Genomic DNA, 21,869 nt, shown 5'->3' on the forward strand with positions numbered 1-21,869 from the left:
GCATAACCAATCATGTTCGGTGCTTTACGAACATCTGCTATGTTCGGCGACATCGAACATATCCGTGGTGGAGGAGATCGATGCAGCTCGAACGGCTTGCCACCCGCCGAGCGCGGTGGCGGTTCTGGGCCACGGCGTACACCCTGTTGATCCTGCTCACCGGCACGAACCTGCCGACGCCGCTGTACCGGGGCTACGAGCAGCGCTTCGGGTTCTCACCGCTGGTGGTCACGTTGGTGTTCGCGGTGTACGTGGCGGCGCTCGTCCCGTCGCTGCTGGTGGCCGGCCCGCTGTCGGACGCCGTCGGCCGGCGGCGGGTGCTGCTGCCCGCGCTGGGGCTGGCGGTGTTGGGATCGCTGGGGTTCGCCCTGGCCGAGGACACCGGGTGGCTGTTCGCCGCTCGCGTCCTGCAGGGCCTCGCGCTCGGTGCGGCGACCGGGCCGCTGACCGCCGCGCTGAGCGAGCTCGAACCCGCCGGCGACCGGCGCAAGGCCGCGCTGGTGTCCACGATGGCCTCGATGGGCGGCCTGGGCCTCGGGCCGGTGCTGGCCGGGGCGCTCGCCGAGTACGCTCCGGCGCCGCACGTGCTGCCGTTCGTGCTGGAGATCGTCCTGCTGGTGCCGGCGGTGGCGACGATCCTGATGCTGCCGGCGACCCGGTCGGCCACTCGGTGGCGGCCGCGCCGGCCCGGGATCCCCGCGTCCATGCGTGCCGTGTTCGCCACCAGCGGCACGGCCAGCTTCCTCGCTTTCGCCGTGATCGGCCTGTTCCTGACGCTGGTCCCGACGTACGTGGCCACGCTGTCGGGCAGCTCGAACCTGCTGCTGGGCGGGGCCGCCGTCGGGCTGATGCTGGCCTGCTCGGCGCTCGCCCAGCTCGCCGGGTACGGCAGGCCGGCGCGGACGCTGGAGCTGCGCGGCCTGCCGCTGCTGGCCGTCGGCCTGGGCCTGCTCGCCCTCGCCGGCACCTTCTCGTCGCTGACGTTACTGCTGGTGGCCGCCGTGATCGCGGGCGTCGGCCAGGGGCTGGTGTTCCTCGGCGGCCTCACCGCGATCAACCAGGCCGCGCCCGCCGCCCGGCACGCCGACGTGGTGTCCAGCTTCTTCGTGATCGTCTACCTCGGGGTGGGCGTGCCGGTCATCGGCGTCGGATTCCTGGCCACCGTGCTCGGCCTGCTCGGCGCGGTCAGGTGGTTCGCCTGCGCCGTCGCCGTGCTCTGCCTGGCCGTCGTCGCCCTCGCCCGCGCCCGCCACCGCTGCGCGCAACCCAACGGTGATGTGATCGTGGACGGGTCGCGTGGCTAGATCAGAAGGGGCGGTCATATCGGGCCGCGTGCCGGCTGGCCATCCGTGTCATGTAGACACATGTGTTCCCATGACACGGGGACCGCGTAGTGTTTACCCATGACACAGTCTGACTATCTCGACACACTTTCGCCTCGTCACGCCACGCTGGTTACTGACCTCAAGGAGGCAGCAGCCCTTGCCGACGAGGAGGGGGCGAACCTCGTCGATGGGTACATCTCCGAAAAGGGTCGGGTCGTGGGTTGGGCACAGCCGACAGGCGAGTATGTGCTCTATGAAGGCGACGTCGCCGTCGCGGATGACCTGTCGTGGGAGCCCACCGGCACACCCCGCATCTATCGGGCAAACACCAACGACGAGAGGGAGGTACGCGACGACATTGGTCGCTTGTTCCTGGCGCAGAGCATTCGTAACGGCGGTGCGTATCGCTTCACTGGATGGCGTGACCGGATAGTTGCGTTCATCCCCGAGGAGGTCGGCCCGAAGGAGTCGACGATCATACGCACTCTGCGTGACGGAGAAATCGACACCGAACACACGTACAGCGTCCTGGATGCCTGCGCAAAATACGCCGAGTGGGTGAACGACCTGGCGAAGGAGTTCGGCGGTACCGACGAGGTCATCGGGATCGACCGGCCGGATACAGGGGCGGCCGGTCCAATGGTTCGCAACATCGTCCAGGCATGGCTGCTGCGCGACGCAGCCGAGATTCAGCTCAACCAAGCCCGCCACTCCCTGCGGTTCGCCTTGGCGGGTCAAGAGAGGATGTTCGAGCGGAGCAACGACGACGGTCGGCTCACCGTCTCAGAGCTTGCTCGATCGCTGCACACCGATCGGCCCAACCTCACCCGAGCGATCAAGGCCGCGCGGAACGATCCCAGCATCAAAGAAGCGTTCAAGCGTATCGAGGCCTTAAGTAAAAAGAGCTGAAAGGCCGACAAGTGGCGGTCTTGCAGTCGAGCTCATGTGCTCCCGATGACTGTGAGGTCATCCCAGCGGGCGGTTACCGCGCGACGGCCGATGTAGGGCAAGTTGTCGAGCAGCATGAGCTGCGCGCGTCGAGTGTTGGCGCGCAGCTTCGACGGATGCCCGAGCCAAGGGAAACAGCTTTGTGGTCAGGCTGCCTCGGCGGGGCGGAGGGTCGCGGTGGTGTCGTCGTCGGCTAGCGGGTCGGTGCCGCGCGGGGCGCGGTAGCGGTCCAGGTCGAGGATGCCTTCGCGCTTGGCCACGATGGTGGGGACCAGGGCCTGGCCGGCCACGTTGGTGGCGGTGCGCATCATGTCCAGGATCGGGTCGATGGCCAGCAGCAGGCCCACCCCGGCCAGCGGCAGGCCGAGGGTGGACAGGGTGAGGGTGAGCATCACGACGGCGCCGGTCAGCCCGGCGGTGGCCGCGGAGCCGACCACCGAGACGAACACGATCAGCAGGTAGTCGGTCACGCCGAGGGGCACGCCGAACACCTGGGCGACGAAGATCGCGGCCAGCGCCGGGTAGATGGCCGCGCAGCCGTCCATCTTGGTGGTGGCGCCGATCGGCACCGCGAACGAGGCGTACTCGCGGGGCACCCCGAGGTTGCGCTCGGTGACCCGCTGGGTCAGCGGCAGGGTGCCGACCGAGGAGCGGGACACGAAGCCCAGCTCGATGGCCGGCCAGGCGCCGGTGAAGAACTTCCACGGGGACAGGCCGTGCGCCCGGGCCAGCAGCGGGTAGACCACGAACAGCACGATCGCGCAGCCGACGTACACCGCGACGACGAAGGTGGCCAGCGGGGCGAGCAGTTGCCATCCGTAGCTGGCCACGGCCTTGCCCAGCAGGCCGACGGTGCCGATCGGGGCCAGCCGGATGATCCACCACAGCACCTTGAGCACCACGGCGAGGGCGGAGCGGTTGAACGCCAGGAACGGCTCGGCCCGGTCGCCGACCTTCAGCGCGGCCACGCCGATCACGATCGCCAGCACGACGATCTGCAGCACGTTGAACGACAGGCCGTCCGATCCGGTGGTCAGGCCCAGGATGTTCGACGGGACCAGGCTGGACAGGAAGTCGGTCCACGAGCCGGAGGAGCTGGGCGGGCGGGCGGCGTTGCGGTCGAGCACCACGCCCATGCCCGGGTTGCTGAGCAGCCCCAGCCCGATGCCGATGCTCACCGCGATCAGCGAGGTGATGGCGAACCAGAGCAGGGTGCGGCCGGCCAGCCGGGCGGCGTTGGTGACCTGGCGCAGGTTCGCGATGCTCACCACGATCGCGGTGAACACCAGCGGGACCACCGCGACCTTGAGCAGCTGGACGAACGTCGAGCCGACGGTGGTCAGGGTGGCGGTCAGCCAGTTGCCCTGCCCCATCGACCGGGCGACCATCCCCAGCGCCACACCGAGGACGAGGGCTATCAGGACCTGCACGCTGAACGGGGTTCGCTTCAGGGCGGCGATCACGCCGCGTGCAGCGCCGGGGCGGGGGTCGGTATTCCCCGCGCCGGTCACGGTCGTAGCCCAGCCTGTGCGGCCAGCCGCTCGCGCAGCCGGCGCCGGCCGCCGAACAGCAGCTCGGTCGCGGTGGCGCGCTTGAAGTAGCGGTGCGCCGGATGCTCCCAGGTGAAGCCGATGCCACCGTGCATCTGGATCATCTCCCCCGTGACCAGACGAAACACCTTGGCGCAGTACAGTTTGGACAGTGGGGCGGCGGTGCGCAACTCGGACGTGTCGGCGTCGGCGGCCCAGGCCGCGTACCAGGCGGTGGACCACGCCGACTCGACCGCGACGGCGAGGTCGGCGCAGCGGTGTTGCAGCGCCTGGAAACCGCCGATGGGCCGGCCGAACTGCTCGCGGGTGCGCAGGTAGTCCACTGTGGTGTCCAGGCAGTGCCGGGCCGCGCCGGCGCTCTCCACCGCGACGGCGGCGAGCAGCAGGTCCTCGGCGCGGGCCGGGTCGCCGTCGAGCCGTACGGCGGGGGCGGCGTCCAGGCGGATGGTGGCCTGCGGGCGGGTGCGGTCCAGGGTCTGCTCCGGGCGCACCGTGACGCCGGCGCCGGGCAGTAGCCGGACCGCGGCGAGCACGGGGGTGCCGTCCAGGTCGGCGGGGGTGAGCAGGAGGTCGAGGGCCGGGCCGTCCACCACGTGGGTGAGCGTGCCGGTGAGGCGGAGGCCGGCTTCTCCGGGCACGGCCGTTGGCGCGGAATCGGGGACGGCCACGCCGGCGACCAGGGTGCCCTCGGCGAGCGCCGGCAGGACGTCCGCGGCCAGCCCGCCCGCGTCGGCGAGCACGGTGGCGGCGACCGCGGTCTGCAGGTACGGCACCGGGCACAGGGAACGGCCCAGCTCGGCCAGCACCACCGCGAGGTCGACGAACGAGCCGCCGGCACCGCCGTAGCGCTCCGGGACGGTCAGGCCGGTCAGCCCGAGGTCGCCGGACAGCAGCTTCCACGGCTCGGGGTCCTGGCGGTCGAGCGCGGCGCGCAGCACGGTTCGCAGGTCGCGCTGCTCGGCGCTGAGCGTCACGTCCACCGGCCACGCTCCCTGGGCAGGCCGAGCATCCGCTGGGCGATCACGTTGCGCTGCACCTCGTTCGAGCCGCCGTAGATGGTGTCCGCCCTGGTGAACAGGTACAGCACCTGGGCGTCGGTGAGATCGTCGGCTCCGGGCGTGACGGTGGCGTCCGCGCCGAGCACGTCCACGGCCAGCTCGCCGAGGCGCTGGTGCCAGGGCGCCCACATCAGCTTGGCCACGTTGGCCTCCGTGCCCGGGGTGGTGCCGGCCGGCACGCCCAGCGTCATCACCGCCGTGTAGCGCAGCACCCGCAGCTCGATCCAGGAGTCCAGCAGCCGCTCGGCGATCTCCGGGTCGGCCAGCGCGCCGGACTCCCTGGCCGAGGCCACCACCGTGTCCAGCTCCCTGGCGAATCCCATCTGCTGGCCGAACGTGGACACCCCGCGCTCCACCGCGAGCGTGCCCATGGCGACCTTCCAGCCCTCGCCCGGCTCGCCGACCACGTCCGAGGCGGCCGCCCGCGCGTCGTCGAAGAACACCTCGTTGAACTCGGCGGTGCCGGTGAGCTGGACGATCGGCCGGACCTGGACGCCCGGCTGGTTCATCGGCACCAGCAGGTAGGACAGGCCCCGGTGGCGCTGCTGGTCCGGGTCGGTGCGGGCCAGCACGAAGCACCAGTCCGCGTGCTGGGCCAGCGAGGTCCACACCTTCTGGCCGTCGATGTGCCACTGGCCGTCCCGCGACACCGCGCGAGTGCGCACCGCGGCCAGGTCGGAGCCGGCGCCGGGCTCGGAGTAGCCCTGGCACCACAGCTCGGTCCCGGAGAGGATGCCGGGCAGGAACCGGGCCCGCTGCTCGTCGGTACCGAACATGAGCAGCGTCGGCCCGAGCAGTTGCTCGCCGATGTGCCCGACCCGCCCGGGGGCACCGGCCCGCGCGTACTCCTCGTGGAAGATCACCTGACGTTCCCAGGACAGCGCCCGGCCGCCGTCGCGCTCCGGCCAGCCCAGCCCGATCCAGCCGCCCTCGCCGAGCCGGCGTTCCCAGGCGATCCGGCCCTCGATGTGCTCGTGCTCGCGCCCCGGCCCACCGGTCCCGACCAGCTCGGCGAACTCGCCGCGCAGGTTGGCGTCCAGCCAGCCCCGGACCTCGGCCCGGAACTCCTCGTCCGCCTCGCCGAACCTCAGGTCCACGTCAGGCCCCGTACACCGGGGTCGGCGCGGGCGCGGTGGCGAGCAGGTCCAGTGCCGCCTTGCCGGCCTCGGGCACGGTGTAGCGGCGGGCGGCCTCCCGGCGGTGGCCGTAGCGCCAGCCGTCGGCCAGCCCGATCCGGCCGCCCTCCACCTCGAACACCCGCCCGGTCACCTCGCCGGCCTCCGCCGAGGCCAGCCACACCACCAGCGGTGAGACGTTCTCCGGGGCCATCGCGTCGAACTCCGCGCCCTGGGTGGACATCATCTCGGCGAACAGCGCCTCGGTCATCGGGGTGCGCGCGGCCGGCGCTATCGCGTTCACGGTGACGCCGTAGCGGCCCAGTTCGGCGGCGGCGGTGACGGTCAGGCCGACCACGCCCGCCTTGGCCGCCGCGTAGTTGCCCTGCCCGACGCTGCCCATCAGCCCGGCCCCGGAGCTGGTGTTGACCACCCGGGCGGCGACCGGGGTGCCGGCCTTGGCCTGTGAACGCCAGTACGCGGCCGCATGCCGCAGCGGGCAGAAGTGGCCCTTGAGGTCGACGCGGAGCACCTCGTCCCACTCCGCCTCGCTCATCCCGACCAGCATCCGGTCGCGGACCAGGCCGGCGTTGTTGACCAGCGCGTCTAGCCCGCCGAACCGGTCCACGGCCGTGCGCACCAAGGACTCGGCGTAGTCCCAGTCGGCCACGTCGCCGACGCTGGCCACCGCGGTGCCGCCGGCGGCGACGATCTCGTCGGCCACCCGCCCGGCGGCGGCCGGGCCGACGTCGTTGACCACCACCTGGAACCCCTCCGCGCCGAACGCCGCGGCGTGCGCCCGCCCCAGCCCCTGCCCGGCGCCGGTGACGATCACGGTCCGGTCACTCATCGGCCAGGCTCCTCAGCGGCGCGGCGGGCCTCGCGCATGCTGCGCGCGTCCTGGCCGGCCAGCGAGTCGGAGCCGACCTCGGCGTTGTGCGCGTGCGCCAGGTGGTGCAGCCCGAACACCGAGTCCATCCCGGCGGTCATGCCCATCAGGTCCTCGGCCTGGTTGATCGCCTTCTTGGTCAGGGCCAGGCCCATCCGGGGCATCGCGGCGATCCGCTGCGCCATCGAGAGGGTGTGTTCGGCCAGGTCCTCGGCCGGCACCACCCGGTTGACCATCCCCCAGGACAGGGCGCGCTGGGCGTCCACCCGCTCGCCCAGGTACAGGAACTCCTTGGCCTGCCGGGGTCCCATCACCCACGGGTGCGCGAAGTACTCCACGCCGGGGATGCCCATCCGCACCACCGGGTCGGCGAAGAACGCGTCCTCGGCGGCCACGATGAAGTCGCACACCCAGGCCAGCATCAGCCCGCCGGCGATGCACGCGCCCTGCACCTGCGCGATCATCGGCTTGGGCAGCTCGCGCCAGCGCCGGCACATGCCCAGGTACACCTCGGACTCGCGGGCGTAGCGGCTCTCCGCGCCGGGGCGGCCCACGTGGTCCCACCACAGCCCGGCGCGGCGCGGGAACGAGGTGTCGATGTCGCGGCCCGGGCTGCCGATGTCGTGCCCGGCGCTGAAGTGCTTGCCCTCCCCGCGCAGGACCAGCACGGCGACCTCGTCGTCGTCGGCGGCCCGGTAGAACGCGTCGTCCAGCGCGTAGGTCATCGCCGAGTTCTGGGCGTTTCGGTACTGCGGGCGGTTCATCGTGACGATCGCGACGTTGCCCTGTGTCTCGTAGCGGACCGGAGCGTCGTTGCTGGTCATTCGGGGTTCCTTCCTACCTCGGCAGCCCGAGCGCGTCGCCGTAGCGGGCGCGGTGCTCGGCGGCGGTGCCCCAGGACGCGGCCAGCGCCCAGGTCCGCTTCGCGTACAGGTGCAGGTCGTACTCGTCGGTGTAGCCGATCGCGCCATGGCACTGGATGGCCGTGCGCGAGACGAGGTCCGCCGCGTCCGAGGCCAGCGTCTTCGCCATGGACACGGCCATGGACACGTCGCGGGCCGCCGTGTCGGCGCAGGCGTCGAGGGACAGCCCGGCCCGCCACACCGCCGGCTCGGCGAACCGCAGCGCGAGCAGCGCGTCGGCCAGCCGGTGCTTCACCGCCTGGAAGCTGCCCACCGGCACGCCGAACTGCTCGCGGCCGCTCACGTACGACACGGTCATGTCGAGCTGGCGGTGGGCCAGCCCGAGCAGCTGGGCCGCCGCGCCGAGCGCGCCGCGCAGCCAGGCGCCTTCCACCGGGGCGCCGGACGCCAGCAGAACCCCGCCGGAAGGTGCGACCCGAAACAGGGGCCGGCCGCGATCCACCGTCGGCACCGCGACCGCGCCCAGCTCGGGCCGCTCGTACAACCGGGCGGTACCGGCGGCCCGGTCCAGCAGTACCGCGTGGGTGGCCACGCCGGCCCACGGCAGCGGCTCCCCCACCGACGCCGCCGTGACCACCGCATCCCCGCCCACCACCGCGGCCAGCAGCTCGTCCCGCCCGGCCAGCAGCGGCACCGCCACCAGCGCGGTCTCCACCACCGGGGCGGGCACCGCGGCCCGGCCGGTCTCGGCCACCGCGGGCAGCAGGTCGGTGATGGTCAACCCGAGCTCGGCCGGAACCAGCAGTCCGAGCCCGGCCAGCGCCCGCCACAGTTCGTCCGGCCCGGTGGCCGGCTTGTCCCAGGCCGCGCGCACCACCGAGGCCGGGCACCGCTTCTCCAGCACCGCGCGGGTCCCCTCGGCCAGCTCCTGTTGCAGCGCCGACGGCCGGAAGTCCATGGCCTACCTCCCCACCCGAGGCAGGCCGAGCACCCGCTCCGCCACGATCGTGCGCTGGATCTCGTTGGTGCCCGCGTAGATCGGGCCGGCCAGCGCGAACTGGAACCCCCTGCTCCACGCCTCGTCCAGCCCCGCCTCCGGTCCGCGCAGGGCCAGCGCGGTGCGGTGCGCCAGCACGTCCAGCTCCGACCAGTAGATCTTGTTCAGGCTGGACTCCGCCCCCGGGCTCGCCCCGGCGACCAGCGAGCTGACCTGCGCCAGGGTGAACAGCTGGTAGGCCTCCGCCCGCATGCTCACCTCCACCACGTCGTCCCGCAACGCCCCGGTGACCCGGCGCTCACGAGCCAGCTCGCGCAGCCGCCGCGCGGTGGCCAGGAACCGCCCCGGCGAGCGCAGCGTCAGCCCGCGCTCCGACCCGGTGGTGGCCATCGCCACCCGCCAGCCCTGGCCGACCTCGCCGAGCACCGCGTCGTCCGGCACGAACACGTCGTCGAAGAACACCTCGGCGAAGCCCTCGTCGCCGTCCAGCCGCCCGAACCCGCGCACCGTCACCCCGTCCGCGTCCAGCGGCACCAGGAAGTACGTCAGGCCGCGATGCCGCACCGACTCCGGGTCGGAACGGAACAGCCCGAACAGGTGGGTGCAGAACGCGCCCCGGGTGGTCCAGGTCTTCTGCCCGCTCAACCGCCACCCGCCCGGCACCCGGGACGCCCGGCTGGTGATCCCGGCCAGGTCGCTGCCCGCGCCCGGTTCCGACCAGCCCTGGCACCACAGGTCCTGGGCGCCCGCCATCCGGGGCAGCAGCCGATCCTTCTGCTCGCGCGTGCCGAACTCGAACAGCGTCGGGGCCAGCAGGAAGATGCCGTTCTGGGTCACCCGCTGCGGCGCCCCCGCCCGGTAGTACTCCTCCTCGAAGATCAACCACTCCCACAGTGACGCGTCCCGACCGCCGTACTCACCCGGCCAGGACACCACCGACCAGCGCGCGTCGTAGAGCCGCCGCTCCCACTCCAGGTGCGCGGCGAAGCCCTCCCGGGTGTCCCCGGACGGCAGCGGCTCCGCCGGCACGTTCGCCTCCAGCCACTCCCGCGCGGCCGCCCGGAACTCCTCCTGCGCCGCGCTCCAGGTCAGATCCATGCCGGCCGTCACCGCCCGAAGCCGTCGCGGACCTCGTCGGCCACCCCGGACAGGTTCAGCTCGAAGGTGAACCCCTGCTCGTAGCGGTAGCTGCGCTTGACGTCCCACGGGTCGATCCCGTTCAGCGACTCCTTGGCCGCCCGGATGATCACCGGCGACTTGGCCGCGATCTCGCGCGCCAGCTCCAGCGCGGCCTCCCGCAGCCGCCCGGCCGGCACCACGCTGTGCACCGAGCCGAACGCGTGCAGCTGCGCGGCCGTGGCCGGCTTCGCGGTGTAGACCATGGCGCGCATCAGGTGCTGGGGCACCAGCCGGGACAGGTGGGTGGCCGCGCCCAGCGCGCCCCGGTCCACCTCCGGCAGCCCGAACGTGGCGTCCTCGCTGGCCACGATCACGTCCGCGTTCCCGACCAGCCCGACCCCGCCGCCCAGGCAGTACCCGTGCACGGCCGCGATGACCGGCACCGGGCAGTCGTAGACGGCGGCGAACGCGGCGGCGCAGCCCCGGTTCACCCCGATGATCGCGGAGTTGTCGGGGCAGGCCTGCAGCTCCTTGATGTCCACCCCGGCGTTGAACCCGCGCCCCTCGGCGCGCAGCACGACAACCCGGGTGTCGGGGTCCTCCCCCGCCCTCCGCAGGGCGTCGGCCAGCGCGTGCCAGCCGGCCGCCGTCAGCGCGTTCACCGGCGGGGCGTCCATGACGACCTCGACCACGCCGTCCGCCGCCGAGCCGGTGGTGATCCCAGTGCTCACCTCGGGTTCCCTTCGCCTCACGGGTGCTGGCTGGAGACCGACACCACCTCGCCGGTCATGTAGTTCGAGTAGTCGCTGGCCAGGAAGGCGATCACGGTGGCCACCTCCCAGGGCTCGGCGGCCCGTCCGAACGCCTCCCGTTCGGCCAGCTCGTCGAGCAGCTCCGGCGTGGTGGTCTTGGCCAGGAACGGGTGTACGGCGATGCTCGGCGACACCGCGTTCACCCGGATGCCCAGGTGCGCCACGTCCAGCGCGCTGCACCGGGTCAGCGCCATCACGCCGGCCTTTGCGGCCGCGTAGTGCGCCTGCCCGCGCTGGGCGCGCCAGCCGATCACCGAGGCGTTGTTGATCACTACCCCGGAGTGCCGTTCAGCCATGTGCCGCAGCGCCGCCCGGGTGCAGCGGAAGGTGCCGGTCAGGGTCACGTCCAGCACCGTCGACCACTGCTCGTCGGTCATCTCCAGCACGCTCGCGGTGCCGCCGAGGCCGGCGTTGTTCACCAGCACGTCCAGTTGTCCGAACTCCTCGACGGTGGCGGCGATCATGGCGCCGACCTGCTCCTCGTCGGTGACGTCACAGGCCAGCGCCAGCGGCTTCTCGCCGGTCACGTCGGCCAGCGCCTCGGCGGTCTCGGCGAGGCGCCGCTCGTGCCGGTCGCTGATCGCGACCCGGGCGCCCTCCTGCAGGCAGCGCCGGGCGGCCGCCGAACCGATGCCGGTGCCGGCGGCGGCGGTGATCAGTACGGACTTGCCGGTGAGCAGGCCGTGGCCGGGCGGCGGGGTACCTGGGGTCATGGCGTCCCCTCCAGCCGGTCCAGCGTCTTGCGGGCGTCGGCCATGACGCGGTCGATCAGTTCGGCGCAGCTGGGCAGCTCGTCGATCAGGCCGGCCACCTGCCCGCTGGCCAGGCTGCCGATGTCCACCCGGCCGTCCACCATGCCGGTGCGGATCATCATCGGGGTGTTCGCCGCCATCAGCAGCTGGCCCCAGCTCAGCCCGCGCTGCCGGCGCATCGCCAGCCCCTGCCGGATCACGTCCGGCCAGGACGACCCGACCGCGCGCCGCAGCGCCACCGCCCCTGTGATCGAACGGCGCAGCGTGGCCACCCGACCGGCGGCGGTGAGCGTCTCCACCAGCGGCGTGCGCAACACCCGCTGCGGCACCCCGTCGATCAGATCCGTGACGACGGTCCCGGTCACGTCGGCGTCCAGGTAGGCCTGCTTGACGTGCGCGGGCACCGTGCTGTCCCTGGTCAGCAGGAACCGGGTGCCCATCGCGATCCCCTCCGCGCCGTAGGCCAGCGCGGCGACCAGCCCGCGCCCGTCGAAGAACCCGCCCGCCGCGATCACCGGGATGTCCACCGCGTCGACCACCTGCGGCAGCAGGATCGAGGTCGGGACCGGGCCGGTGTGCCCGCCGCCCTCGCCGCCCTGCACCAGCACCGCGTCCGCGCCCCAGCCCGCCATCTTCTCCGCGTGCCGGCGCGCCCCGATCGACGGGACCACGACCACGCCGGCGTCTTTGAGCAGCGCGAACACCCGCTGTTTCGGGGCCAGCGCGAACGAGGCCACCCGCACGCCCTCGTCCACCAGCGCCCGCGCCCGGTCCTCCACGTCCGGCGCGGTGCCGACCAGGTTCACCCCGAACGGAGCGTCCGTACGACCGCGGACGGCGCGGATCCCGGCGACCATCTCCGGCAGCGACAGCGTGCCGCTGGCCAGGATGCCCAGCCCGCCCGCGTTCGCGGTGGCCGAGGTCAGCTCGGGCCCGGACACCCAGCCCATCCCGGTCTGCACCACCGGGTACCGGACCCCGAACAGCCGGCAGGCCCGGGTGTCCAGCGGGTTGGCCCGGCTCACGGGGTGGGCACCTCCTTGTCCCGCAGCCCCTTCGGGTCGATGACCTCGCGGATCAGCCGCAGCTCGTCCTCGGTGGGCAGCGGGGACTCCGGCACCTCCCCGGGGACGTCCAGCTCGAAGCCGGTGGCCGCGACCACCTCGTCGACCGTAACCCCGGGGTGGACGGACACCAGCCGCATGGTCCGGTCCGGCCCGCCGAAGTCCAGCACCGCGAGGTTGGTCACCACCCGGCGCAGGTCCAGGAACTTCCCGGCGCCGGCCTTGTCGTAGCCGATCCCGCACACCACGTCGACCCGAGGGACGAACACCCTCGGCCCGTGCCGGCGCACCCAGTAGCTGGTCGGGTGGTTGGCGGTGTTGCCCGGCGCGCCGCGCATCCCCAGCAGCGCCCGGGTGGGCCTGTCGAAGTCGCCGATCGCGGAGATGTTGGCGTTGCCGTGCCGGTCGAGCTGGCTCGGACCCATCATCACGTGCCGGCGCCCGGCCCAGCAGATGTCGAACACCGACCGGAACGGCATCCAGCCCTCCAGCGCGGGCGGCGGCTCCCCGACCGCCCACACCCCGGCCGCCAGCGCCGCCTCGCCGTCGGAGAGCAGCAGGTCGGGGTCGGTGGTGGCGCGGGCCAGCCGGGCGCCGATGGTCGGGATCAGCGTGATCGGGCTGGCCAGGATCTCCCCGTCGCCGCGCCAGGCCCGCGCGCAGGCCACCGCGCACACCTCGGCCCTGCTCGCCCTGTTGGTTCTGCTCACGAGCCCACCCCGACGGCCCGCCGGTAGTCGGCCTCGGTGCCGGACAGGTACTCGGCCACGAACCCCTCCCATTCGGCTGGATCGGCGGCGGCCCGCGCGTACCGGGCCTGGAAGGCTTCGTCGCGGCCGTAGTCCGGCTCGCACGAGGTGAAGTGCGCCCCGTGCGGCGCCTCCACCACGCCGTGGGTGTGCCAGCGCTGGATGCGCAGGCTCTGCGGCGGGCCGCCGGCCAGCAGCTCCTCGGTGGGCACCACCCGTTCGGCGGACACGAACGCGCGCTCCGCCGCCTGGCAGAACAGGTCGTCGAAGTACGGGTCGGGGCCGAGGTACTGGGCGTTGCCCGAGGCGTCCGCCCGGTTCATGTGCACCAGCGCCACGTCCAGGCGCAGCGCCGGCATCGCGACCAGCTCCTCGCCCCCGTACGGCGAGGTGACGGTGCGCAGGCTCGGGTCCGAGCGGAACACGTCCGAGCCCAGCCCGGCCCGGGTCGGCAGGAACGGCAGCCGCAGCGCGGCCGCGTACAGCCCCCACTGCAGCATGCCCTCGTCGTACTCGGTGACCCGCACCCCGCCGCGCTCGCGGGCCGCGCGGAAGTGCGGCTCCAGCGGGATCGAGTCCAGCGAGACGAACCCGTACACCAGGTGCGAGACCTTGCCGGCGGCCAGCAGCAGCCCCACGTCGGGGCCGCCGTAGCTCACCACCGTCAGGTCCGTGATGTCGGACGGAAGGATGGCCCGGACCAGCGACATCGGCTTGCGCCGCGAGCCCCAGCCACCGATCCCGACGGTCATCCCGGACCGCAGCCGGTCGACCACGTCCCGCTCGGTCATCCGCTTGTCGGCCATGGCGCCACCCTTCCCGCGCGCCTGTCCGGAGGCGCCGCTCGCACCCTAACGTAGCAAGCGCTTGGTCGACGACCGGGAACGTGGCACCATCACCCCCGCGAGCGACGGGAGGACTCCGTGACAACGACGCGCGGGACGACGACGCACGGGAGCGAGACGGTGCCGGCGGTCCTGCGGCGCACCGCCGAGGCGCACGGCGCCGTCGAGGCGGTGGTCGACGGCCCGACCCGGCTCACCTACGCCGAGCTGCTGGCCGAGGTCGAGCGGGTCGCGGCCGGGCTGCTCGCCCGCGAGCTGGAGCCGGGCGACGCGGTGGCCATCTGGGCGCCGAACTCGGCGAGGTGGATGCTCGCCGCGCTGGCCTGCTTCCACCTCGGGCTGACCGTGATCCCGGTGAACACCCGCTACCGGGGCGCCGAGGCGCACGACCTGCTGGCCCGGGCTCGCGCCCGCGCGCTGTTCGTCGAGGACGGTTTCCTGGACCAGGGCTACCTGGCCATGCTGCGCGCGGCCGGCCCGCTGCCGTCGCTGGACACCGTGGTCACCCTGGATCGGCCGGGCGACTGGGAGGAGCTGGTGAGCGCGTCGACCCCGCCGGCCCGGGTCGAGGAGGCGGCGCGGGCGGTCACCCCGCAGACCCGGCTGCAGGTCATGTTCACCTCCGGGACGACCGGCCGGCCCAAGGGCGTGCCGCACACCCACGGCCAGGTGGTGCGCCTGTTCACCAGCTACAGCGACACCCTCGGGCTGCGCGCCGGCGACCGCTACCTGCTGGTGAACCCGTTCTTCCACAGCTTCGGCCTGATGGCGGGGATCCTGTCCTGCGTGATCCAGGGGGCCACCGCGCTGCCGATGCGCCGGCTGGACACCGCCGAGGCGCTGGAGCTCATCGAGCGCGAACGGGTCACCGGCGTGCCCGGCCCGCCGACCCTCTACGCCAGCCTGATGAACGACCCCGCCCGCGCGGGACGGGACCTGTCCTCGCTGCGCCTGGCGGTGACCGGCGCGTCGGTCGTGCCGTCCGAGCTGATCCGCCGGATGCGCGCCGACCTCGGCTTTACCGACATCCTGACCGCCTACGGGCTCACCGAGGCCACCGGCGCGGTGACCATGTGCCGGCTGGGCGACCCGGACGCCGTGGTCGAGGCCACCAGCGGCCGGGCCATCGACGGGGTCGAGGTGGCCATCGCCCCGGTGGGGGGTGGCGCGGACGGTTCCGGGGAGATCCTGGTGCGCGGCTACAACGTGATGGGCGGCTACTTCGAGGACCCGGCCGCGACCGCCGCCGCCATCGACCCGGACGGTTGGCTGCACACCGGCGACATCGGCCGGCTGGACGAGGCCGGCTACCTGCGCATCACCGACCGGCTCGGCGACATGTTCATCGTGGGCGGCTTCAACGTCTACCCCGCCGAGGTGGAGCGGCTGCTCAACGAACACCCCGGCGTGTCCGAGAGCGCGGTGATCGGGGTGCCGGACGAGCGTCTGGGCGAGGTGGGGCGGGCGTTCGTGGTGCGCCGGCACGGGCACGAGGTCTCCGAGCCGGAGCTGCTGGCCTGGATCCGGGGGCGGCTGGCGAACTTCAAGGTGCCCCGGTCGGTGGTCTTCCTTCCCGAGCTGCCGCGCGCGGCCACCGGCAAGGTCGCCAAGTCCCGGTTGCGCGAGCACGCCTAGTATTGAACAAGCGCTTGGATGGGAGGACGCGGGTGACCGAGCAGGAGGATCGCAGGACCGCCATCCTGCGGGGATCGGCCGAGCTGTTCGCGCGCCAGGGCGTCTCGTCCACCACCGTGCGCCAGATCGGGGACGCGGTCGGCGTGCTGTCCGGCAGCCTTTACCACCACTTCCCGTCCAAGGACGCCATCGTCCACGAGATCATCGTGACCTACCTGGAGAACCTGCGCGCGCACTACCGCCGGGTGATGGACGCCGACCTCGGCCCGAGGGAACGCATCCACGGGCTGATCGAGGTCTCGCTGCGGATGTCCGAGCGCTTCCCCAACGAGACGATCATCTACCAGAACGAGCTCAGCTACCTGCGCGAGCTGCCCCGGTACGAGAGCGTCAAGACGATGGCCGCCGAGGTGCAGCAGACCTGGCTGCAGGCGATCGAGTCCGGCCAGGCCGCCGGCGTGTTCCGCACCGACATCGACCCGAAGGTGTTCTACCGGTTCATCCGCGACGCGGTGTGGCTGTCGGTGAAGTGGTACCGCCCCGAGGGCACCTACACCGTCGACCGCCTCGCCGACGACTGCACAGCGATCTTCCTCGACGGTTTCGCCGCCGCACCCGGCATAACCCCTGCTCAAAGGCCGTGAGTGGTTAGCGGTGCTATGGCACCGCTAACCACTCACGGGTTCTGACCTGCGCGGTTACTCGATGATCTCGTCGTCGAGGTGCGCGGCGAACTGGGCGGAGCGCACCTCGGTCATCCGCTCGTAGCGGCGGATCCGGTCCTCCCAGTCGCTGTCGACGCCGAAGGCCACCCGGGCGAACTCGACGGACCTGATCGCCTGGGGCAGCGCGGGGTCGCCAGGGGTGTACACCTGGTCGCCGATGGCGACGTTGTTCGGCGGGACGAAGACCTCGTCCGGCAGGACCGTGCGGGCGTGCACGGCCGCCCCGATCGCCACCACCGCCCCGGCCCCCAGGTCGGCCTCCTGCAGGACGGTGGCTCCGGCGGCGAGGTAGACGCACCGCTGCACGTGGCAACCGAGCAGGGTGGAGTGCGGGCCGACGAAGACGTGATCGCCCAGCCGCACGTCGCCGCGCAGCACCGCGTTCTCGCAGATCACCGAGCACTCGCCGACCTCGACGGCGCCGTCCTCGGCGTCGAGCACGGCGCCGTACATCACCCGCGCCCTCGGGCCGACCCGCACCTGCCCGACGAGCGTCGCGGTGGGGGCGATGTAGGCGCTCGAATCGACGATCGGTGCATGGCCGCGATGACGAATCAACATGGCCCGATCCTGCCCGAGGCGCCGCCGTCCGGGTAACTTCCTACCTAGCGCTTGCTTGCCAGGTCGAGGGAGAACGCAGGTGGCCGACGTGTTGTCCCCGGGGTGGATCGGGCCGGTGCGGCTGCGCAACCGGATCGTCAAGGCGGCCACCTATGAGGGCCTGAGCCACCGGGGGCTGGTCACCAGGGATCTGGTGGACTTTCACGTGCGGTGCGCGCGGGGCGGGGTTGGAATGACGACGGTCGCCTACCTGGCGGTGTCCAGGGACGGGCGGACCGACCGGCATCAGGTGTGCTGGGCCGACGAGGCCATGCCCGGGCTGCGGCACCTGACCGAGGCGGTGCACCGGGAGGGCGCGGCCGTGTCGGCGCAGATCGGGCACGCCGGGCCGGTGGCGTACCGGGCGCCGGCGCTGGCTCCCAGTCGGAGGTTCAACCTCGCCGGCCGGGGGTTCAGCCGGGCCATCGGGAAGGCGGACATCGACAGGGTGGTGGCCGCGCACGCCCGCGCCGCACGGCTGGCGGTGGAGGCGGGCTTCGACGCCGTGGAGGTTCATCTCGGGCACAACTACCTGGCCAGCTCGTTCCTCAGCCCGGCCCTCAACGACCGGGACGACGAGTACGGCGGCAGCCTGGAGAACCGCGCCCGGTTCGCCCGCGACACGATGCGCGCGGTCCGGGACGCGGTGGGCGACCGGATCGCGATCCTGGCCAAGCTGAACATGGACGACGGCTACCCCGGCGGGTTCGGACTGGACGAGGCGATCCCGGTGGCGTGCTGGCTGGAGGCCGACGGCACCGTCGACGCGCTGGAGATGACCGCCGGCAGCTCGCTGCGCAACCCGATGTACCTGTTCAAGGGCGACGTGCCGATCCGCGAGTTCGCCGCCGTGATGCCCGGCCCGGTCAAGCTGGGCGTGCGGCTGGTGGGCCGCCGCTTCCTGCGCCGCTACCCGTACCGGGACGGGTACCTGCTCGAGGACGCCCGGAAGGTGCGCGCCGAGGTGCGGCTGCCCATGCTGCTGCTCGGCGGCGTCACCGGCAGAGCGGTGATGGACCGGGCGATGGCCGAGGGCTTCGAGTTCGTCGCGATGGCGCGCGCCCTGCTCCGCCAGCCCGACCTGCCGCGCCTGATCGCGGCCGACCCCGCCACGCCCTCGCTGTGCACCCACTGCAACAAGTGCATGCCCACCAACTACACCGGCGTCCGCTGCGCGCTGGTCGAGCCCGCCTCGCCCCGCTCCGGCAGCTGGGGCACGCCCGCGGGCTACGTACCGCGTCAAGCAAGCGCTTGGTCAGAAAGGTAAGGTAGCGTACGGACGCGCGAAGGAGGACGTGATGGGCGAGGCGTTCCTGGTCGAGGCCGTCCGGTCGCCGGTGGGCCGGCGCGGCGGCGGGTTGTCCGGCGTGCACCCGGCCGACCTGGGCGCCGCCGTGCTCACCGCGCTGGTGGAGCGCGCCGGGATCGACCCGGCCCGGGTCGACGACGTGATCTTCGGCTGTGTGGACACGGTCGGGCCGCAGGCCGGCGACATCGCCCGCACCTGCTGGCTGGCCGCCGGCCTGCCCGAGGAGGTCCCCGGCGTCACCGTGGACCGCCAGTGCGGCTCGTCCCAGCAGGCGTTGCACTTCGCCGCGCAGGCGGTCATGAGCGGCACCGCCGACCTGGTGGTGGCCGGCGGCGTGCAGCAGATGAGCGCCATCCCGATCGGCTCCGCGATGACGCTGGCCGCGCCGCTCGGGCACGCCGACCCGTTCTCCGGATCCACCGGCTGGCGGGAGCGCTACGGCACCGCCGAGGTCAACCAGATCCGCTCCGCCGAGATGATCGCGGAGAAGTGGGGCCTGTCGCGGGCGGACATGGAGGAGTTCGCCGTCACCTCCCACCAGCGGGCGATCCGGGCGCAGCGGGAGGGCCGCTTCGACCGCGAGATCGTCCCGGTCCAAGGTCTCGCCCGCGACGAGGGGCCGCGCGAACCGGACTGGACGAAGATCCGCTCACTGCCCCCGGTCCGCGACGGTGGGCGGGTCACCGCCGCGGTCTCCAGCCAGATCTCGGACGGGGCCGCCGCGCTGCTGGTCGCCTCCGGGGAGGCGGTGCGGCGGCACGGGCTGCGCCCGCGCGCCCGGGTGCACCACCTCTCGGCCCGCGGCGCCGACCCGGTGTGGATGCTCACCGCGCCGATCCCGGCCACCGCGCACGCCCTGGAGCGAACCGGCATGAGCCTGGCCGGCATCGACCTGGTGGAGATCAACGAGGCGTTCGCCTCCGTGGTGCTGGCCTGGCTGCGCGAGACCGGCGCGGACCCGGCGACGGTCAACGTGAACGGCGGCGCGATCGCGCTCGGCCACCCGCTGGGCGCGACCGGGGCACGGCTGATGACCAGCCTGCTGCACGAGCTGGAGCGCACCGGCGGCCGGTTCGGGCTGCAGACCATGTGCGAGGGCGGCGGGCAGGCGAACGTCACGATCCTCGAACGGCTGGGCTGAGCGGTGGCCGACCCGCTGCACCCGTGGGACCTGACCGGCCGCCGGGTGCTGGTCACCGGCGGCGGCCGGGGCATCGGCCGGGCCATCGCCACCAGGTTCCTGGCCTCCGGTGCGGACGTGATGACCTGCGGGCGCACCGAGCCGGACGACCCGCCGTCGGCCGGCGGACGCACCGTACGGTTCGTCACGGCCGACGTCCGTGACCCCGACCAGGCCGCCGCCCTGGTCACCGCGACCGTCGAGGCGTTCGGCGGCCTGGACGTCGTGGTGAACAACGCGGGCGGCTCCCCGGCCGCGGACGCCGCCACCATGTCCCCCCGGTTCTTCGGCGCGATCGTGTCGCTCAACCTCACGGCCGCGTTCCTGGTCGGCCAGGCCGCCAACGCGGTCATGCAGCGCGGCGAGGGCGGCTGCATCATCAACATCGGCAGCATCAGCGCGCACCAGCCCAGCCCCGGCACCGCCGCCTACAGCGCCGCCAAGGCGGGGCTGCTCGGGCTCACCCGGGCGCTCGCCCTGGAGTGGGCGCCCAAGGTCAGGGTCAACCACATCAGCGCCGGCCAGGTGCACACCGACCAGACCGACGAGTACTACGGGCCGGACGGCGCCGAGGTGGTCGGGCGGCTGCGCGGCACGATCGCGTCCGGACGGATGGCCGACCCCGAGGACATCGCGTCCGCGTGCCTCTACCTCGCCTCGCCGCTGGCCGGCTACGTGAGCGGCGCCGACCTGGGCGTGGAGGGCGGCGGCGAGCTGCCCGCCCGTTTTCTGGCCACCGGGCGCCCTCAACCCCGGTAGCGCTCGCGCAGCTCCGCCTTCGCCACCTTGCCGCCGGCGTTGCGCGGCAGCCGCTCCACCACCTCCAGCCGCTCCGGCCAAATCTCCTTGGACACCCCGCGCGCGGCCAGGTGCTCGGTGAGCCCGGGCAGGTCCAGGCTCGCGCCCGCGCACAGCTCGACCACCGCGCACACCCGCTCGCCGAACACCTCGTCCGGGACGCCGACCGCCGCCACCATGGCCACCGAGGGATGGCTGCCTACCTGCTCCTCCACCGCGGCCGCCGAGACGTTCCGGCCGCCGCGGATGATGAAGTCCGAGGCGCGCCCGACCACCCGCAGGTAGCCCTCGGCGTCCACGGTGCACAGGTCGCCGGTGAGCATCCACCCGTCCGGGCTGAACAGCCGCGCGTTCGCCGCCGGGTCGGCGTAGTAGCCCAGGCTGGTCGCCGGCCCCCGGCACCCGGACCGGCCGTCCTCGAACAGCCGCACCCGCATGTCCTCGGACACCCGCCCGGCGGTGGCCAGCCGGGCCTCTTGCGGGTCGCGGCGGGTGGTGTAGCTGAGCATGCCCGTCTCGTTCGATCCGTAGAAGTTCAGCACCGCCGCCCCGGTGCGCCGCTCGAACTCGGCCGCGCGCCGGTACGGGATGGCCTCGCCGCCGGTGAACAGGCAGCGCAGCGAGCGCAGGTCGGCGCGCTCGAACTCGGGCGCGTTGAGCATCATGACGAACTGCGTGGTCACCGCCGCGAGCACGGTGGCCCGGTGCTCGGCGACGAGCCGGACGGCCCGGCCGGCGTCGAACCGCGACATCAGCACAGTGGTGGCGCCCAGCACGATCGGGGTGACGTGCGCGGACCAGAGCCCGAACCCGTACGGCGCCGGGACCAGCGAGGCGATCACGTCGCCGGCGTGGACGTCGCCGGCGCGCAGCACCTGGGTGTGGAAGTACAGCCACCGGTTCTGGTTGTGCACCACGCACTTGGGCATGCCCGAGGTCCCGGACGTGGAGTTGAGCAGGAACACCTCGCCCACCCCGAGCGCCCGTCCACCTGGTGTCGCCCCCGGCGGGCAGTCCGGCCGGTACGGATCGATGACCAGGTGTCGAGCGACCGGCCCCGGGCCCCGGTGCCCCGGCGCGGTGACCAGCACGCGCGCCCCGGTGACCTGGACCAGGTGGCGGAGCTCCTGGTCACCGGCGCGCGGGCCGATCCCCACCGTGACCAGGCCGGCCCGCTCGGCGGCCAGGTAGAGCGCGTGCACCACCGGCCCGTCCGGGAAGCACACCGCGACCCGCTCGCCGGGCTGCAGGCCGGTGCCGACCAGGAACGCGGCCAGGCGGTCGGCCAGCTCGTCCAGCTCGGCCCAGGTCAGCCGGAAGCCGCCCTCGACGTAGGCGATCCGGTCGGCCCGGTCGCGGGCGTGGCGGCGGACGTGCTCGGACAGCGGCTCGGCGCCGTAGCGGCCGACCTCTTCGAGCCGTTCGGCGACGTAGGCGGCGTGCACCGATCCGGGCTCGGGGGCTGCTTCCGGGTGCATCGCGGACGGCTCCTCATCGCTCGACCAAGCGCTTGCTAGGAGCTTAGGTGGTGGCGGG

General features: G+C 73.0%; 21 protein-coding genes. 7 read left to right on the top strand and 14 right to left on the bottom strand.

Features of this window, described 5'->3' with window-relative positions; translation table 11 throughout:
• Window positions 1-80 precede the first annotated feature (80 nt).
• Window positions 81-1,304: an MFS transporter gene (locus N912_RS49935; protein ID WP_051579761.1), complete on the top strand. Its 1,224-nt coding sequence runs from the start codon at window positions 81-83 to the stop codon at window positions 1,302-1,304.
• Between the two features lie 99 nt (window positions 1,305-1,403).
• Entirely contained in the window at window positions 1,404-2,234 is an 831-nt protein-coding gene (locus N912_RS0106710) for a helix-turn-helix domain-containing protein (protein WP_028921841.1), read from the top strand.
• A gap of 185 nt (window positions 2,235-2,419) precedes the next feature.
• Here N912_RS0106710 and N912_RS0106715 read toward each other — a convergent pair whose 3' ends face one another.
• The 12 genes from N912_RS0106715 to N912_RS0106770 are packed head-to-tail and all read right to left on the bottom strand — an operon-like array spanning window position 2,420 to window position 14,047.
• Window positions 2,420-3,784, bottom strand: coding sequence for a dicarboxylate/amino acid:cation symporter (locus tag N912_RS0106715; RefSeq protein WP_245645192.1), 1,365 nt, complete (start codon window positions 3,782-3,784; stop codon window positions 2,420-2,422).
• On the bottom strand, window positions 3,781-4,803 hold the full coding sequence (locus N912_RS0106720) for an acyl-CoA dehydrogenase family protein (RefSeq protein ID WP_028921843.1): 1,023 nt from the start codon (window positions 4,801-4,803) through the stop codon (window positions 3,781-3,783). Before N912_RS0106720 ends, N912_RS0106715 begins: the two co-directional genes overlap by 4 nt.
• On the bottom strand, window positions 4,794-5,978 hold the full coding sequence (locus N912_RS0106725) for an acyl-CoA dehydrogenase family protein (RefSeq protein WP_028921844.1): 1,185 nt from the start codon (window positions 5,976-5,978) through the stop codon (window positions 4,794-4,796). The genes N912_RS0106720 and N912_RS0106725 overlap by 10 nt, the downstream gene beginning before the upstream one ends.
• Before the next feature lies 1 nt (window position 5,979).
• Window positions 5,980-6,846 (bottom strand): SDR family oxidoreductase, encoded by an 867-nt coding sequence (locus N912_RS0106730; protein WP_028921845.1) that lies wholly within the window; start codon window positions 6,844-6,846, stop codon window positions 5,980-5,982.
• On the bottom strand, window positions 6,843-7,709 hold the full coding sequence (locus N912_RS49940) for an enoyl-CoA hydratase (protein ID WP_037062903.1): 867 nt from the start codon (window positions 7,707-7,709) through the stop codon (window positions 6,843-6,845). Before N912_RS49940 ends, N912_RS0106730 begins: the two co-directional genes overlap by 4 nt.
• A 13-nt stretch (window positions 7,710-7,722) precedes the next feature.
• Window positions 7,723-8,706, bottom strand: a complete 984-nt coding sequence (locus N912_RS49945) for an acyl-CoA dehydrogenase family protein (RefSeq protein ID WP_084210625.1) — start codon at window positions 8,704-8,706, stop codon at window positions 7,723-7,725.
• A gap of 3 nt (window positions 8,707-8,709) precedes the next feature.
• Window positions 8,710-9,843, bottom strand: coding sequence for an acyl-CoA dehydrogenase family protein (locus tag N912_RS0106745; protein ID WP_028921846.1), 1,134 nt, complete (start codon window positions 9,841-9,843; stop codon window positions 8,710-8,712).
• An 8-nt stretch (window positions 9,844-9,851) separates the two neighbouring features.
• Window positions 9,852-10,595, bottom strand: a complete 744-nt coding sequence (locus tag N912_RS0106750; RefSeq protein WP_211261138.1) for an enoyl-CoA hydratase family protein — start codon at window positions 10,593-10,595, stop codon at window positions 9,852-9,854.
• A 17-nt stretch (window positions 10,596-10,612) separates the two neighbouring features.
• Window positions 10,613-11,389, bottom strand: coding sequence for an SDR family oxidoreductase (locus tag N912_RS0106755; RefSeq protein WP_028921848.1), 777 nt, complete (start codon window positions 11,387-11,389; stop codon window positions 10,613-10,615).
• On the bottom strand, window positions 11,386-12,435 hold the full coding sequence (locus N912_RS0106760) for an NAD(P)H-dependent flavin oxidoreductase (protein WP_028921849.1): 1,050 nt from the start codon (window positions 12,433-12,435) through the stop codon (window positions 11,386-11,388). The genes N912_RS0106755 and N912_RS0106760 overlap by 4 nt, the downstream gene beginning before the upstream one ends.
• A 14-nt stretch (window positions 12,436-12,449) precedes the next feature.
• Window positions 12,450-13,202 (bottom strand): CoA-transferase subunit beta, encoded by a 753-nt coding sequence (locus N912_RS0106765; RefSeq protein ID WP_028921850.1) that lies wholly within the window; start codon window positions 13,200-13,202, stop codon window positions 12,450-12,452.
• On the bottom strand, window positions 13,199-14,047 hold the full coding sequence (locus tag N912_RS0106770; RefSeq protein WP_028921851.1) for a CoA transferase subunit A: 849 nt from the start codon (window positions 14,045-14,047) through the stop codon (window positions 13,199-13,201). Before N912_RS0106770 ends, N912_RS0106765 begins: the two co-directional genes overlap by 4 nt.
• 117 nt (window positions 14,048-14,164) lie before the next feature.
• Between N912_RS0106770 and N912_RS0106775 the strand changes: the two genes are divergently transcribed.
• Window positions 14,165-15,721, top strand: a complete 1,557-nt coding sequence (locus N912_RS0106775; protein ID WP_037062906.1) for a FadD3 family acyl-CoA ligase — start codon at window positions 14,165-14,167, stop codon at window positions 15,719-15,721.
• A 32-nt stretch (window positions 15,722-15,753) separates the two neighbouring features.
• Complete coding sequence (locus tag N912_RS64440; RefSeq protein WP_028921853.1) at window positions 15,754-16,365, top strand: TetR/AcrR family transcriptional regulator; 612 nt, start codon at window positions 15,754-15,756, stop codon at window positions 16,363-16,365.
• Window positions 16,366-16,419: 54 nt separating this feature from the next.
• Here the strand turns inward: N912_RS64440 and N912_RS0106785 are convergent, their stop codons facing one another.
• The gene (locus N912_RS0106785; protein ID WP_028921854.1) at window positions 16,420-17,007 is read right to left on the bottom strand and encodes a gamma carbonic anhydrase family protein; all 588 of its coding nucleotides are present in this window, start codon (window positions 17,005-17,007) and stop codon (window positions 16,420-16,422) included.
• Between the two features lie 79 nt (window positions 17,008-17,086).
• Between N912_RS0106785 and N912_RS49950 the strand changes: the two genes are divergently transcribed.
• Genes N912_RS49950 through N912_RS0106800 form a run of 3 tightly spaced genes read left to right on the top strand, consistent with a single transcriptional unit; the run spans window position 17,087 to window position 20,294 of the window.
• Complete coding sequence (locus N912_RS49950; protein ID WP_037062908.1) at window positions 17,087-18,313, top strand: NADH:flavin oxidoreductase; 1,227 nt, start codon at window positions 17,087-17,089, stop codon at window positions 18,311-18,313.
• Window positions 18,314-18,344: 31 nt separating this feature from the next.
• A complete protein-coding gene (locus N912_RS0106795; protein ID WP_028921855.1) occupies window positions 18,345-19,496 on the top strand; it encodes an acetyl-CoA C-acetyltransferase in 1,152 nt (383 codons plus the stop codon).
• Window positions 19,497-19,499: 3 nt separating this feature from the next.
• Complete coding sequence (locus N912_RS0106800) at window positions 19,500-20,294, top strand: SDR family oxidoreductase (protein WP_028921856.1); 795 nt, start codon at window positions 19,500-19,502, stop codon at window positions 20,292-20,294.
• Here the strand turns inward: N912_RS0106800 and N912_RS0106805 are convergent.
• A complete protein-coding gene (locus N912_RS0106805; protein ID WP_051579763.1) occupies window positions 20,282-21,811 on the bottom strand; it encodes a class I adenylate-forming enzyme family protein in 1,530 nt (509 codons plus the stop codon). The two genes, N912_RS0106800 and N912_RS0106805, sit on opposite strands and share 13 nt — an antisense overlap.
• Between the last annotated feature and the right edge of the window lie 58 nt (window positions 21,812-21,869).

Source organism: Actinospineispora acaciae DSM 45401 (assembly GCF_000620785.1).
Classification (GTDB): Bacteria; Actinomycetota; Actinomycetes; order Mycobacteriales; family Pseudonocardiaceae; genus Pseudonocardia; species Pseudonocardia acaciae.

Excerpts from the sequence above, each read along its gene's own strand:
- N912_RS49935 (WP_051579761.1), top strand. The coding sequence starts at position 81 with ATGCAGCTCGAACGGCTTGCCACCCGCCGAGCGCGGTGGCGGTTCTGG.
- N912_RS0106710 (WP_028921841.1), top strand. The coding sequence starts at position 1,404 with ATGACACAGTCTGACTATCTCGACACACTTTCGCCTCGTCACGCCACG.
- N912_RS0106730 (WP_028921845.1), bottom strand. The coding sequence starts at position 6,846 with ATGAGTGACCGGACCGTGATCGTCACCGGCGCCGGGCAGGGGCTGGGG.
- N912_RS49940 (WP_037062903.1), bottom strand. The coding sequence starts at position 7,709 with ATGACCAGCAACGACGCTCCGGTCCGCTACGAGACACAGGGCAACGTC.
- N912_RS49945 (WP_084210625.1), bottom strand. The coding sequence starts at position 8,706 with ATGGACTTCCGGCCGTCGGCGCTGCAACAGGAGCTGGCCGAGGGGACC.
- N912_RS0106745 (WP_028921846.1), bottom strand. The coding sequence starts at position 9,843 with ATGGATCTGACCTGGAGCGCGGCGCAGGAGGAGTTCCGGGCGGCCGCG.
- N912_RS0106755 (WP_028921848.1), bottom strand. The coding sequence starts at position 11,389 with ATGACCCCAGGTACCCCGCCGCCCGGCCACGGCCTGCTCACCGGCAAG.
- N912_RS0106770 (WP_028921851.1), bottom strand. The coding sequence starts at position 14,047 with ATGGCCGACAAGCGGATGACCGAGCGGGACGTGGTCGACCGGCTGCGG.
- N912_RS0106785 (WP_028921854.1), bottom strand. The coding sequence starts at position 17,007 with ATGTTGATTCGTCATCGCGGCCATGCACCGATCGTCGATTCGAGCGCC.
- N912_RS0106795 (WP_028921855.1), top strand. The coding sequence starts at position 18,345 with ATGGGCGAGGCGTTCCTGGTCGAGGCCGTCCGGTCGCCGGTGGGCCGG.
- N912_RS0106805 (WP_051579763.1), bottom strand. The coding sequence starts at position 21,811 with ATGCACCCGGAAGCAGCCCCCGAGCCCGGATCGGTGCACGCCGCCTAC.